This is a genomic window from Streptomyces cyaneofuscatus (assembly GCF_033109485.1).
GTDB lineage: Bacteria > Actinomycetota > Actinomycetes > Streptomycetales > Streptomycetaceae > Streptomyces > Streptomyces cyaneofuscatus.
The window spans coordinates 4,050,292-4,063,229 of sequence record NZ_CP137002.1; the positions used below are offsets into that span (position 1 = coordinate 4,050,292).

Annotated in this window: 14 protein-coding genes; 5 read left to right on the forward strand and 9 right to left on the reverse strand. The window is 68.8% G+C overall.

Annotated elements, in window-relative coordinates; genetic code table 11:
• Positions 1-3: 3 nt before the first annotated feature.
• The 4 genes from sigM (at position 4) to trxA (ending at position 3,195) form a co-directional block, all read left to right on the forward strand.
• On the forward strand, positions 4-729 hold the full coding sequence (gene sigM / locus R2B67_RS17850) for an RNA polymerase sigma factor SigM (RefSeq protein ID WP_317819456.1): 726 nt from the start codon (positions 4-6) through the stop codon (positions 727-729).
• Positions 726-1,730 (forward strand): anti-sigma factor family protein, encoded by a 1,005-nt coding sequence (locus tag R2B67_RS17855; protein WP_317819458.1) that lies wholly within the window; start codon positions 726-728, stop codon positions 1,728-1,730. Before sigM ends, R2B67_RS17855 begins: the two co-directional genes overlap by 4 nt.
• A gap of 113 nt (positions 1,731-1,843) precedes the next feature.
• Positions 1,844-2,815, forward strand: coding sequence for a thioredoxin-disulfide reductase (gene trxB, locus R2B67_RS17860; RefSeq protein WP_317819460.1), 972 nt, complete (start codon positions 1,844-1,846; stop codon positions 2,813-2,815).
• Positions 2,816-2,859: 44 nt separating this feature from the next.
• Positions 2,860-3,195 carry a thioredoxin gene (gene trxA, locus R2B67_RS17865; RefSeq protein WP_018489839.1) on the forward strand — a complete coding sequence of 112 codons (336 nt, stop codon included), beginning with the start codon at positions 2,860-2,862 and terminating at the stop codon, positions 3,193-3,195.
• An 86-nt stretch (positions 3,196-3,281) separates the two neighbouring features.
• On the opposite strand, the gene R2B67_RS17870 is transcribed toward trxA, so the two are convergent.
• The 9 genes from R2B67_RS17870 to rpmH all read right to left on the reverse strand — a co-directional run bounded on the left by R2B67_RS17870 (position 3,282) and on the right by rpmH (position 10,184).
• Positions 3,282-3,899 carry a GNAT family N-acetyltransferase gene (locus R2B67_RS17870; protein ID WP_317819463.1) on the reverse strand — a complete coding sequence of 206 codons (618 nt, stop codon included), beginning with the start codon at positions 3,897-3,899 and terminating at the stop codon, positions 3,282-3,284.
• A gap of 323 nt (positions 3,900-4,222) precedes the next feature.
• A complete protein-coding gene (locus tag R2B67_RS17875) occupies positions 4,223-5,302 on the reverse strand; it encodes a ParB/RepB/Spo0J family partition protein (RefSeq protein WP_317819464.1) in 1,080 nt (359 codons plus the stop codon).
• Positions 5,299-6,372 (reverse strand): AAA family ATPase, encoded by a 1,074-nt coding sequence (locus R2B67_RS17880; protein WP_078533204.1) that lies wholly within the window; start codon positions 6,370-6,372, stop codon positions 5,299-5,301. Before R2B67_RS17880 ends, R2B67_RS17875 begins: the two co-directional genes overlap by 4 nt.
• Positions 6,373-6,689: 317 nt before the next feature.
• A complete protein-coding gene (rsmG, locus tag R2B67_RS17885; protein WP_018513875.1) occupies positions 6,690-7,406 on the reverse strand; it encodes a 16S rRNA (guanine(527)-N(7))-methyltransferase RsmG in 717 nt (238 codons plus the stop codon).
• A gap of 109 nt (positions 7,407-7,515) precedes the next feature.
• Positions 7,516-8,028, reverse strand: a complete 513-nt coding sequence (locus R2B67_RS17890) for a Jag family protein (RefSeq protein WP_109978597.1) — start codon at positions 8,026-8,028, stop codon at positions 7,516-7,518.
• 14 nt (positions 8,029-8,042) lie between these two features.
• Positions 8,043-9,296 (reverse strand): membrane protein insertase YidC, encoded by a 1,254-nt coding sequence (gene yidC, locus R2B67_RS17895; protein WP_317819467.1) that lies wholly within the window; start codon positions 9,294-9,296, stop codon positions 8,043-8,045.
• A gap of 3 nt (positions 9,297-9,299) precedes the next feature.
• Positions 9,300-9,659, reverse strand: coding sequence for a membrane protein insertion efficiency factor YidD (gene yidD, locus R2B67_RS17900; protein ID WP_076967656.1), 360 nt, complete (start codon positions 9,657-9,659; stop codon positions 9,300-9,302).
• Positions 9,656-10,027 carry a ribonuclease P protein component gene (rnpA, locus tag R2B67_RS17905; protein WP_076967655.1) on the reverse strand — a complete coding sequence of 124 codons (372 nt, stop codon included), beginning with the start codon at positions 10,025-10,027 and terminating at the stop codon, positions 9,656-9,658. The genes yidD and rnpA overlap by 4 nt, the downstream gene beginning before the upstream one ends.
• 19 nt (positions 10,028-10,046) lie before the next feature.
• Entirely contained in the window at positions 10,047-10,184 is a 138-nt protein-coding gene (gene rpmH, locus R2B67_RS17910) for a 50S ribosomal protein L34 (protein ID WP_003967884.1), read from the reverse strand.
• A gap of 381 nt (positions 10,185-10,565) precedes the next feature.
• Here rpmH and dnaA point away from each other — a divergent pair, with 381 nt between their 5' ends.
• Positions 10,566-12,413 (forward strand): chromosomal replication initiator protein DnaA, encoded by a 1,848-nt coding sequence (gene dnaA / locus R2B67_RS17915; RefSeq protein ID WP_109978595.1) that lies wholly within the window; start codon positions 10,566-10,568, stop codon positions 12,411-12,413.
• The last annotated feature ends 525 nt before the right edge of the window (positions 12,414-12,938 follow it).

The following is a 12,938-nucleotide window of genomic DNA, read 5'->3' on the forward strand; positions in this document are numbered from 1 at the left end:
ACGGTGGATTCCGTTCCACCAGAGGCACCGGGCGACTCGGACCTGCTGGCCCGCCATGTGGCGGGCGACCCCGACGCCTTCGGTGAACTCGTACGCCGCCACCGCGACCGGCTGTGGGCCGTGGCGCTGCGCACCCTCGGGGACAGGGAAGAGGCGGCCGATGCCGTCCAGGACGCCCTCGTCTCCGCCTTCCGGGCCGCCCACACCTTCCGCGGCCAGTCCGCCGTCACGACCTGGCTGCACCGCATCACCGTCAACGCCTGCCTCGACCGGGTCCGCAAAGCGGCCTCCCGCAAGACATCACCGGTGGACGACGCGGAACGGCTCGACCAGCTCCTGGAACCCCACGAGTCGGCCGAGGCCCCCGCCGAACGGCAGGATCTGCACCGCCAGCTCTTCGCCGCCCTGGCCACCCTCCCCGCCGAACAGCGCGCGGCCCTCGTCCTGGTCGACATGCAGGGTTATCCCGTGGCCGAGGCCGCCGACGTCCTGGGCGTCCCGACCGGGACCGTGAAGAGCAGGTGCGCCCGGGGACGGGCGAGACTGGCCCCCCTGGTCCGGCACCTGCGCGGCGCGACCGGCGACGAGGACCCCGACGGGGAGAGCGGGGGGAGCCACGGCACCGGAAGGAACCGGACGCCCGGTGCATCCGTCCCACCTGCGTCAGGACCGCAGGACGCAGGAGCGAACGATCCGGCCGCTGTGAAGGGAGGAGGTGGACGCCCGTGACATCCACGACCGGCACGGCCCAGCACCCGGAGGTCTCCGAGATCTCCGATCTCACCGAGGGGCTGCTCACCCCTTCCCGCGCGGGAGAGATCCGCGACCACCTCGCGGAGTGCGAGCTGTGCGCGGAGGTACGGGACTCCCTGGAGGAGGTCCGCGAGCTGCTCGGCGCCCTGCCGGACCCCGAGCCGATGCCCGAAGACATCGCCGCCCGGATCGACGCGGCGCTCGCCGCCGAGGCCCGTCCGGGCTCCCCCGCCGACGGGACGGCCGACGACTCCCGGGCTACCGCTGTTTCACGCGATGCCGCTGTTTCACGTGAAGGTGCCGATGTTTCACGTGAAACAGAGAGCGCGGATATCGGCGGCCCGTCCTCCGTGACGCCCCGCACCGGCTCCTCCCCGGCCCGCCCGACGGGCCACCCTCAGGGCCCCACAGGGCCCGGGCGCAACCGTGCCCGACGCCGTCGGCGTGCGGTGTTCCTGGGCACCGCGTGCGGCGCCGCGATCATCGGCATGAGTGTCTTCTTCCTCCAGAACCTGTCGTCGTCCTCCGACTCCTCGGGTGCGTCGGCCGACCGTGCTGTCAGCGCATCCGAGGGCGGGGCACACGCCTACTCCCAGGACACGCTGGAGACCGAGGTGCAGGACCTCCTGGCCGGTGACGTGGGCGCGGAGGACTTCACCGGGCAGAAACGGTCGCCGAGCGAGGACGAGCAGGCAGTCCCCGAGGCGGAGTCCCCCGACACCAAGGCCTCCAGGAGCCCGCTCGTCGCCCCTGCCGTCGCTGTACCCCCGTGCGTGCAGCAGGCCACCGGCCGCACCACCCCGGCCCTCGCCATCGACGAGGGGACCTATCAGGGGACGGACGCCTTCCTCGTCGTCCTTCCGCACCCGAGCGACCCCACCCGCGTGCAGGCCTATGTCGTCGCCTCCTCCTGCGTGGACACCGCTCCCGGGTCGACCGGTCGGCTGCTGCTCACAGAGGCGTACGACCGCCCCTGAGGACCGCTACGGCACGTCGGGAATGCAACACCCGTAGGATCCGTTGGGTGGGGTGAGAGTCGTTGAACCGACCCCGTAGGCAGTAGGCAGTCTGCAGAGACGAGGAAGAACCCGTGAGCGACGTCCGTAATGTGATCATCATCGGCTCCGGACCGGCCGGGTACACGGCCGCGCTCTACACCGCTCGTGCCTCACTGAACCCGCTGGTCTTCGAGGGCGCGGTGACGGCCGGCGGCGCGCTGATGAACACCACCGACGTGGAGAACTTCCCCGGCTTCCAGGACGGCATCATGGGCCCCGAGCTCATGGACAACATGCGAGCCCAGGCCGAGCGCTTCGGCGCCGAGCTGGTTCCCGACGATGTCGTCGCGGTGGACCTCACCGGCGACATCAAGACGGTCACCGACACGGCGGGCACCGTGCACCGTGCCAAGGCCGTCATCGTCACCACCGGCTCCCAGCACCGCAAGCTCGGGCTGCCCAACGAGGACGCCCTCTCCGGCCGCGGTGTCTCCTGGTGCGCCACCTGCGACGGCTTCTTCTTCAAGGACCACGACATCGCCGTGGTCGGCGGCGGCGACACGGCCATGGAGGAAGCGACCTTCCTCTCCCGCTTCGCCAAGTCCGTCACGATCGTCCACCGCCGCGACACCCTGCGGGCCTCCAAGGCGATGCAGGACCGGGCCTTCGCCGACCCGAAGATCAAGTTCGCCTGGGACAGCGAGGTCGCCGAGGTCAAGGGTGAGCAGAAGCTCTCGGGCCTGACCCTGCGGAACACCAAGACCGGCGAGCTCTCCGAGCTCCCGGTGACCGGCCTCTTCATCGCCGTCGGGCACGACCCGCGCACCGAGCTCTTCAAGGGCCAGCTGGAGCTCGACGACGAGGGGTACCTGAAGGTCGAGGCGCCCTCCACCCGTACCAACCTGGCCGGTGTCTTCGGCGCCGGTGACGTGGTCGACCACACCTACCGGCAGGCCATCACCGCCGCCGGCACCGGCTGCTCCGCCGCGCTGGACGCCGAGCGCTTCCTCGCCGCGCTGGCCGACGCGGAGCCCGCCGAGCCGGAGAAGACCCCGGCAGTCTGAACTTCCCCACCGCACGCCCACCCCGAGAGACTAAGGAGGCCGCCGTGGCCGGCGACCTGAAGCACGTAACCGACGACACGTTCGACGATGTCGTCCTCAAGAGCGAGAAGCCCGTTCTGGTCGACTTCTGGGCTGCCTGGTGCGGCCCGTGCCGTCAGATCGCTCCCTCGCTGGAAGCGATCGCGGCGGAGCACGGCGACCAGATCGAGATCGTCAAGCTCAACATCGACGAGAACCCGGCCACCGCTGCCAAGTACGGCGTGATGTCCATCCCGACCCTGAACGTCTACCAGGGCGGCGAGGTCGCCAAGACCATCGTCGGCGCCAAGCCGAAGGCCGCGATCCTCCGCGACCTCGAAGGCTTCATCAGCGCCAAGTAGCCACGCGCGCCCCGGCGCGATGTTTCACGTGAAACGGGCCCACCCCCTCAACGGGGTGGGCCCGTTTCCGTACCGTCCGAGTCCGCTCAGAGCGGGCGCAGCGCCGGTTCCTTCTGCACTGCCCCCAGGAGCCGGTCGAGAGCCATCTCGACATCCTCCTTCCAGGAGAGCGTCGTCCGCAGTTCCAGTCTCAGTCGCGGATACCGGGGGTGGGGCCGCACGGTCTTGAAGCCGACCGCCAGCAGGTGATCCGCCGGGAGCACGCAGCCGAACACTTCCGCCCGGGCGTCCCCGAACGCCTCGATCGCCTTGAAGCCCCGGCGCAACACGTCCTTGGCCACCGTCTGCACCATGACGCGACCGAGCCCCTGGCCCTGATACCCCGGAACGATCAGACCGGTGATGAGCTGAACGGCGTCGGGGGAGACCGGGCTGGTGGGGAAGGCCGTCGAGCGTGGGACGTAGGCAGGCGGCGCATAGAGGACGAACCCCGCCGGGACGTCGTCCACATAGACCACCCGACCGCAGGACCCCCACTCCAGGAGCACCGCGGAGATCCAGGCCTCCTTCTCCAGCTCCGGCTTGCCCGCCTTTACCGCGGCTTCCCCGCTGACCGGGTCAAGCTCCCAGAAGACGCACGCACGGCAGCGCTCGGGGAGATCTTGAAGGTTGTCCAAGGTGAGCGGTACAAGCCGACGCCCCATGGCGGCGATCCCTCACTTCTCTCGCCCGCCGCATTGCGTGCGGCCGCCAGCGCGTTCCGTTCGTGGAACAGACTGCCGACGAATCCCCCGACGGCTCCCAGGCCCAGCCCGACCGTCACCAGCCGGCTGCGGCTCACTGTTCGCAAGGTCCCCGCCCTCCTCCGAGGTCGATCACCGTGGATGCGCCATCCCAGATCGCATCGTATCCACCCAGAGGTGATGCGGATACCGAGAGAGGGCAAAGGGCGGGCCGTGTTCCGGTGAGCACCGGAACACGGCCCGCCCTTTCACGCGGTCCTACGGGCAAGCGGACGCCAGGGGAGTCAGCTCTCGTCGTCCTCGTCGGGAGCCTCGGCGAGACGGCGCTCCAGCACCTTTCCCTCACCCGGGGCGAGGGAGCCGAGAATCCGCTCCAGATCCTCCATCGAGGCGAACTCGACGGTGATCTTCCCCTTCTTCTGGCCCAGGTCGACCTTCACCCGGGTCTCGAAGCGGTCCGAGAGCCGGGTCGCCAGATCGGTCAGTGCGGGGGACAGCCGCGCACCGGCCCGGGGGCCCTTCGGCTTGGGCGAGCTCGTGGGACGCGAACCCATGAGCGTCACGATCTCCTCGACCGCGCGGACCGAGAGCCCCTCCGCCACGATGCGGTGGGCCAGCCGGTCCTGCTCCTCGGAGTCGTCCACCGACAGCAGGGCGCGGGCGTGGCCGGCCGAGAGAACGCCCGCGGCCACCCGCCGCTGCACGGGCGGCGAGAGCCGCAGGAGGCGCAGTGTGTTGGACACCTGGGGCCGGGACCGCCCGATCCGGTCGGCCAGCTGGTCATGGGTGCACTTGAAGTCCTTGAGGAGCTGGTCGTACGCGGCAGCCTCCTCCAGCGGGTTCAGCTGAGCCCGGTGGAGGTTCTCCAGCAGGGCGTCCAGGAGGAGCTTCTCGTCGTCCGTGTCGCGGACGATGCTCGGAATCCGCTCCAGGCCCGCTTCACGGGAGGCGCGCAGACGGCGCTCGCCCATGATGAGCTCGTAGCGGTCCGCCCCCACCTTGCGTACGACGACCGGCTGAAGAAGACCCACCTCCTTGATGGAGGTGACCAGCTCGGCCAAGGCGTCCTCGTCGAAGACCTCACGGGGCTGACGGGGGTTCGGCGTGACCGAACCGATGGGCAGCTCGGCGAAGTACGCACCGGACGTCCCCGACTCCTGGTCCGGCGCGGACGCCGGCTCCGGCACCACTGGGGACGACGGGAGTGCGGTCACCTTCGCGGCCGCCACCCCTCGCTCCGCCGTCAGAACCGGTCCCCCACCGGGGGCGGAACCGCCCCCGGGGCCCGGGACCTGCTTCTCCTGGGGAGCGGCGGGGATCAGCGCACCGAGCCCACGCCCCAGCCCTCTACGTCGCTCACTCACTGAATGCCCTCCGAAACGTTCTGCTGGCTGTTCTGAATCGCGTGGGCGTGCTGGGCCTCGTAGTGCACCCCGACACCCCGCAGGGCGATCTCCCGGGCGGCTTCGAGGTACGAGAGCGAGCCGCTGGACCCCGGGTCGTAGGTCAGCACGGTCTGCCCGTAACTCGGCGCCTCGGAGATACGGACGGACCGCGGGATGCTCGTCCGCAGCACTTCCTTGCCGAAGTGGGTACGGACCTCCTCGGCGACCTGGGAGGCGAGCCTGGTCCTGCCGTCGTACATGGTCAACAGGATCGTGGACACATGCAGATCCGGGTTCAAGTGGCCCCGCACCAGGTCGACATTGCGCAGCAGCTGACCCAGGCCCTCCAGCGCGTAGTACTCGCACTGGATGGGGATCAGTACCTCCGCCCCGGCCACCATCGCGTTCACCGTGAGCAGGCCGAGGGAGGGCGGGCAGTCGATGAGGATGTAGTCCAGCGGCTGCTCGTACGCCTGGATGGCCCGCTGGAGCCGGCTCTCCCGCGCCACCAGCGACACGAGCTCGATCTCCGCACCGGCGAGATCGATCGTCGCGGGGGCGCAGAAGAGACCCTCGACGTCCGGAACAGGCTGCACCACTTCGGAGAGCGGCCGGCTCTCCACCAGCACGTCATAGATCGACGGAACGTCGGAGTGGTGATCGATCCCCAGCGCCGTGGAGGCATTGCCCTGGGGGTCGAGGTCGACCACCAGGACCCGAGCACCGTGCAGGGCCAGCGAAGCAGCGAGGTTGACCGTCGTGGTCGTCTTACCGACCCCGCCCTTCTGGTTGGCCACCACGATGACGCGGGTCCGGTCAGGGCGAGGCAGCCCCTCACCGGCACGACCGAGGGCCTCCACGGCCAGCTGGGCAGCGCGACCGATGGGTGTGTCGTCCATCGGCGGCGGTGTTTCACGTGAAACACCGTCCCCTACGGACTCGCTTCGGGGGCCGGGGACCGGATCGGTCATCGGTCCCGCGATGTTGGCGTCGGACCGCAACGGTTCACTCTCCTCGACTTCAGGCTCGCAATGAGGAGAGCCTGCCATGCTTTCGGGGTCGTGAACCAGCGAGGCCCGCTGATCTGTGGATGAATCCGGGTGTGTGGACAACTCGGTAACCCGTACGGGTTTCCGGTCGCGCGGTGCGGCAGCCGCACGACCGCGGCCGATGATTCCCTGCAGCAGAGAGCGACGTTTCACGTGAAACACGATGCCCCCGCATCGCAACTACCAGGCCACGACACTCCGCAGGGGGTACAGATGGCCGCTTTCCCGGCATTTCACTGCTAGACGGCAGAGATCTCTTGGAAGGGGCCATGCCGGACCGTTCTCCACCCGGCCGGCCCCGACGCGAGCGGCAGCCCTCAGCGGCGGCGTCGGGTGCGCCCCACCCGCGCGGCCTTGGCCCTCTTTGCGGCGAACCTCACACCACCCGGGCTCTCGCCCACCACCACGCGCACCACCGTGGAGAGCGGATCGACCACGCCCTCGCCGACCTGGAGCACCTCGGTCTCCAGCACACCGAGCTTGCTCAGGGCCGCCCGGGCGCCGTTGATCTCCTCCTCGGCGGTGTCGCCCTTCAGCGCGAGCATCTCCCCGTAGGGCCGCAGCAGGGGCACGCCCCAGCCTGCCAGCCGGTCCAGCGGCGCCACGGCACGAGCGGTCACCACGTGGACGGGCTGAAGCGTCCCGAGGACCTCCTCGGCCCTCCCGCGCACCACCGTCACATGGTCCAGGCCGAGCAGCTCGACGACTTCCTGGAGGAAGTTCGTCCGGCGGAGCAGCGGCTCCAGCAGCGTGATCTTGAGGTCGGGGCGTACCAGGGCCAGCGGGATACCGGGCAGGCCGGCGCCCGAGCCCACATCGCAGACCGTGACGCCTTCCGGCACCACCTCGGAGAGCACAGCGCAGTTCAGCAGGTGCCGCTCCCACAGCCGCGGCACCTCACGGGGGCCGATCAGGCCCCGCTTCACGCCGGCATCGGCGAGCAGCTCCGCGTACCGGACAGCCTCCGGGAAGAGCTCTCCGAATACCGCCTGCGCCTCTTCAGGTGCCTGGGGGAGCTCTGCAGCGTCCGTCACGGGGACCGTCCTTCCGTACCGCACTAGCGCACTGGGGGTGGCTGACTATCAGGCTGACAAAGATCGGCCCCGCCTGCGAACAGACGGGGCCGACAGTACAAGGATCCGGTCAGGCCGGGAGTACGACGACGAAGCGCTGCGGCTCCTCGCCCTCCGACTCGCTCCGGAGACCGGCTGCGGCGATCGCGTCGTGCACGACCTTGCGCTCGAACGGCGTCATCGGGTCCAGCTTGACCGGCTGGCCCGAGGTCTTGACGTCGTTGGCGGCCTTGGCACCCAGCTCGGCGAGGATCTCGCGCTTCTTGGCCCGGAAGCCGCCGATGTCCAGCATCAGACGGCTGCGGTCGCCGGTCTCCCGGTGGACCGCCAGCCGGGTCAGCTCCTGGAGCGCCTCCAGCACCTCACCGTCGCGCCCCACGAGCTTCTGGAGTTCACGCGGGGAGTCGCTGATGATCGATACCGCGGCCCGGTCCGCCTCGACGTCCATGTCGATGTCACCGTCAAGGTCGGCGATGTCGAGCAGGCCTTCGAGGTAGTCGGCTGCGATCTCCCCCTCCTGCTCCAGGCGGGTCAGAGTGTCGCTCCCCTCGGCGGCGGCCTTGGAGGTGGTGCCTTCCGTCACGGGTGGACTCCTTCTTACTTCTTGGACGGGTGCTTGGGCCGCTGCGGGCCCTTGCGCTGTCCGGACTTGGCTTGGCGTGAGGAGCCGGAGGCGGACTTGCCCGCCGACGTCGGCTTGTCGTCCTGCGGTGCGTCCTGCTTCTGGAGCGAGGTCTTGGAGCCGGCCGCGGGCTCGTCCTTGGCGGCCGCACCGGCGGTGGCGGCCGTCTGGCGCTTCGCCTTGGTCTGGCGCTTGGGCTGCTGGCGCTTGGCCGCGGCGCCCTCTCCCTCGGGAACGACCTCGCCCTTCTTGACGGTGCCGTCCTCCTGGGCGACGAGACCCTTCTTGCTCAGCCCGGTGATGAACTTGCGCTCGATGTCGTTGCGGTCCGGCCCCTTGGCCACGATCGCCTTGACGGTCCGGCGCTGTGTCCGGCCACGGACCTGACCACGGGAGTCGACGGTCTTGAGCACCCGCTGGAGGTAGGCGTCCTGCGCCTTGCTGCCCGGCGTCGGGTTCTGGTTGATCACGTACATCTGCTGACCCATGGTCCAGACGTTCGTGGTCAGCCAGTAGACGAGGACACCGACGGGGAAGTTGACACCCATCACGGCGAAGATGACCGGGAAGATGTACATCAGCATCTTCTGCTGCTGCATGTACGGGGTCTTCACCGTGAGGTCGACGTTCTTCGTCATCAGCTGGCGCTGGGTGAAGAACTGCGAGGCCGACATGAGCACGATCATGACGGCGGTGACGACCCGGACGTCCAGCAGCGAGGCGTCGAGCGAGTTGAGCTTGTCGACGCTGTCGGTGAACTTCGCGGCCAGCGGCGCGCCGAAGATGTGGGCCTGACGGGCGCTGTCCAGCAGTTCCTGGTTGATCGCGCCGATCTTCTTGCCCGAGGCGATGGACGACAGCACGTGGTACAGGGCGAAGAAGAACGGGGACTGCGCCAGGATCGGAAGGCACGAGGAGAGCGGGTTGGTGCCCGTCTCCTTGTACAGCTTCATCATCTCTTCGGACTGACGCTGCTTGTCGTTCTTGTAGCGCTCCTGGATCGCCTTCATCTTCGGCTGGAGCACCTGCATGTTGCGGGTCGACTTGATCTGCTTCACGAAGAGCGGGATCAGGCAGATCCGGATCAGCACCACCAGGGACACGATGGACAGGCCCCAGGCCCACCCGGAGTCATCGCCGAAGAGCGCTCCGTAGACCTTGTGGAACTGGACGATGATCCATGAGACGGGCGTGGTGATAAAGCTGAACAGACTGGCAATCGTGTCCACTAATCAGGCTCCTTGAGCATTGGGCGAGGTCTCTGTGGCCGGGCTCGGGGGTTCGGAGACCGGCCCCCCGGACGGCACATCAGCGGCGGGCTCCCCGCCCTTGCCGCCGCGCAGGCCGTTGCGCAGCAGTTCGTGCCACCGCGGACGCTTGCGTTGCGGGACATGGTCCACACCGCCGGGTGACCACGGATTGCATCGCAGGATGCGCCAGGCGGTCAGCGCCGTTCCCTTGATCGCACCGTGCCGGTCGATAGCCGTATATCCATAGTGGGAACACGACGGGTAATAGCGGCAGACAGGCCCGAGGAGTGGGCTGATCGTCCACTGGTACAGCTTGATGAGGGCAAGCAGCGGGTACTTCATCTCGCGCCCCCTCCCAGCAACCGCTGAAGGGCGGCATCCAGGTCTCGGGCCAGCTGTGCATGGTCGGCGTCGCCCGCACCGGGCAGCGCTCGTACGACAACAAGGCTACCGGGGGGCAGCTGCGCCAGCCGGTCGCGGACCAGATGGCGAAGCTTCCGCTTCACCGCGGTGCGGACGACCGCCCCTCCCACCGCTTTGCTGACAACGAAACCCGCACGCGGCGCGGGGAGAGTCTCCCCCGTCACGTGCGGGTCCGTTTCACCGCTGCGTAGATGGACGACGAGCAGTGGACGTCCGGCTCGACGTCCTCGTCGTACCGCGGTCGCGAAGTCCTCGCGCCGCCTCAGCCGATTCTCGGTAGGCAGCACGTCATGGACCTGTAAGCGATCAGGCGGACAGGCTGCTGCGGCCCTTGCCGCGGCGGTTCGCGAGGATCGCACGGCCGGCACGGGTACGCATGCGCAGACGGAAGCCGTGGGTCTTGGCGCGACGGCGGTTGTTCGGCTGGAAGGTGCGCTTGCTCACTCGGGGGCTCCAGAAATGATTCGTGTCTTGGCGGGACATCGCCTGGCTGTCACCGTGCGCCCACGAGGAACTCGCGTAAACGCCTTAGTGCACCGCTTCACAATCACAGATCGTGATCTTTGCCCATCGGAGGCAGGCGGCAGCAGCCATCGACAACTCGACCTGGTCACGGTACGCGCGGCTACGCCATCCGGTCAAACCGGCTCCGCGCGACCCCCCATTGTGCACAGCCTGTGGACAACAACTTGAACCGTGCGGCCCGGCCTGACTACCGTGGCTGAACTCCGGTTCTTTTCCTTCCCGACTGCCGGGCCTCACCCATCCCGACCCACCCCGTCCCGAGAACCACACATTCGTGGGACATGCGAGAGAGCGTGCCTTGTGGCTGACGTACCTGCCGATCTTGCCGCAGTGTGGCCACGAGTGCTGGAACAACTCCTCGGGGAGGGCCAGCAGGGCATCGAGCCGAAGGACAAGCAGTGGATCGAGCGCTGCCAGCCGCTGGCACTCGTCGCCGACACCGCACTCCTGGCCGTCCCCAATGAATGGGGCAAGCGCGTCCTCGAGGGGCGCCTCGCCCCGCTGATCAGCGAGACGCTGACCCGGGAGTGCGGCCGCCCCATCCGGATCGCGATCACCGTCGACGACTCCGCGGGCGAGCCGCCCTCCCCGCCGGCGCCCCCCATGCACCAGTCGCACCAGAGCCAGCAGGGCCACCGCTACCAGGGGCAGCCGCGTGACGACGGGCGCGACGACGGGTACGACGGGTACGGCCACCGCCCCTCCGACGACGGCATGCCGACAGCCCGCCCGGCCTACCCCGACTACCAGCAGCAGCGCCCCGAGCCGGGCGCCTGGCCGCGTACCCAGGAGGACCTCTCCTGGCAGCAGCCGCGGCACGGGGGCTACCAGGACCGCGAGCAGCCCGCCTCCGACACCTACCGCGAGACCGAGTCGTACCGCGACCAGCCCTCCGAGCAGTGGCGCGAGCCCTACGGCACCGGCCGCCCCCAGCAGCCGCAGCACGACTACCGGTCGCAGCCGCCCGAGCGCCAGGGGTACGAGCAGCAGCGCGACCGCCACGACCAGCACGACCAGCAGCACCGCCAGGGCGGTCCCGGCCCCGGGCGCACCGGCGGTCCCGGTCCCGGCCCGATGGGCGCCCAGCCCGCCCCCGCGCCGGGACCGGGTGAGCCGCACGCCCGGCTGAACCCGAAGTACCTCTTCGACACCTTCGTCATCGGCGCCTCCAACCGGTTCGCGCACGCCGCCGCCGTAGCAGTGGCCGAGGCACCCGCCAAGGCGTACAACCCCCTTTTCATCTACGGGGAGTCGGGGCTCGGCAAGACCCACCTGCTGCACGCGATCGGGCACTACGCGCGCAGCCTCTACCCGGGCACCCGGGTGCGGTACGTGAGCTCGGAGGAGTTCACCAACGAGTTCATCAACTCGATCCGCGACGGCAAGGGCGACACCTTCCGCAAGCGGTACCGCGATGTCGACATCCTCCTGGTCGACGACATCCAGTTCCTGGCGAGCAAGGAGTCGACGCAGGAGGAGTTCTTCCACACCTTCAATACGCTGCACAACGCGAACAAGCAGATCGTGCTCTCCTCGGACCGGCCGCCCAAGCAGCTGGTGACGCTGGAGGACCGGCTCCGCAACCGCTTCGAGTGGGGGCTGACCACCGATGTCCAGCCGCCCGAGCTGGAGACCCGGATCGCCATCCTCCGTAAGAAAGCGGTGCAGGAGCAGCTGAACGCGCCTCCGGAGGTCCTGGAGTTCATCGCCTCGCGGATCTCGCGCAACATCCGTGAGCTGGAGGGCGCCCTGATCCGGGTGACGGCCTTCGCCTCCCTCAACCGGCAGCCGGTGGACCTCGGGCTGACCGAGATCGTGCTGAAGGACCTGATCCCGGGCGGCGAGGAGTCGGCACCGGAGATCACCGCGCCGGCCATCATGGCGGCCACTGCGGACTACTTCGGTCTGACCGTGGAGGACCTCTGCGGATCCTCGCGCAGCCGGGTCCTGGTGACGGCGCGCCAGATCGCCATGTATCTGTGCCGGGAGCTCACGGATCTCTCGCTGCCGAAGATCGGCGCGCAGTTCGGCGGCCGCGACCATACGACGGTGATGCACGCGGACCGGAAGATCCGGGCGCTGATGGCCGAGCGCCGCTCCATCTACAACCAGGTCACCGAGCTCACCAACCGCATCAAGAACGGCTGACGAAGCCCTCTCAAGACCTCACAAGGCGCCTCGCACCGACCTCCCACGGTCCGTGCGAGGCGCCTTTCGTCGTTCCTGAGGGGTCCCGGGAGCCGTCGCAGCGGTCTCCTCCGCACCGGGACTGTTCGAATACGGGCTGCTCAGAGGCCCTTCTCCACAGATGTGCGGAGTTTCTTCCGTCCACAGCCTGGGGACCGGGAAGTTGTCCATATTGCGTCCACAGGCCCGGCTGCCGATACTCCATCAGGCCAGGTCACGTGGTTGGGGATTTGTGGTCAACCGTGATCCACAGCCTGTGGACAGTTCTCTCGTCCACAGGGGGAGCTTCCGGTTGTCCACCGTCGGCCCACAAGCTGGACGCTGTTGTCCCCAGCTCGGACCGGCTTCTCCACACCTTCGTCCACTGTTCGGCAACGGAACACGCCCTCTCACCACCCGGAGTGAAAGGCGTCACACCAAGCTGCCTGATTGGGCTGTGGGGAACGTGGGTAAAGCTGGGGACAGGCCTGGGGAGAAGTGACCCCC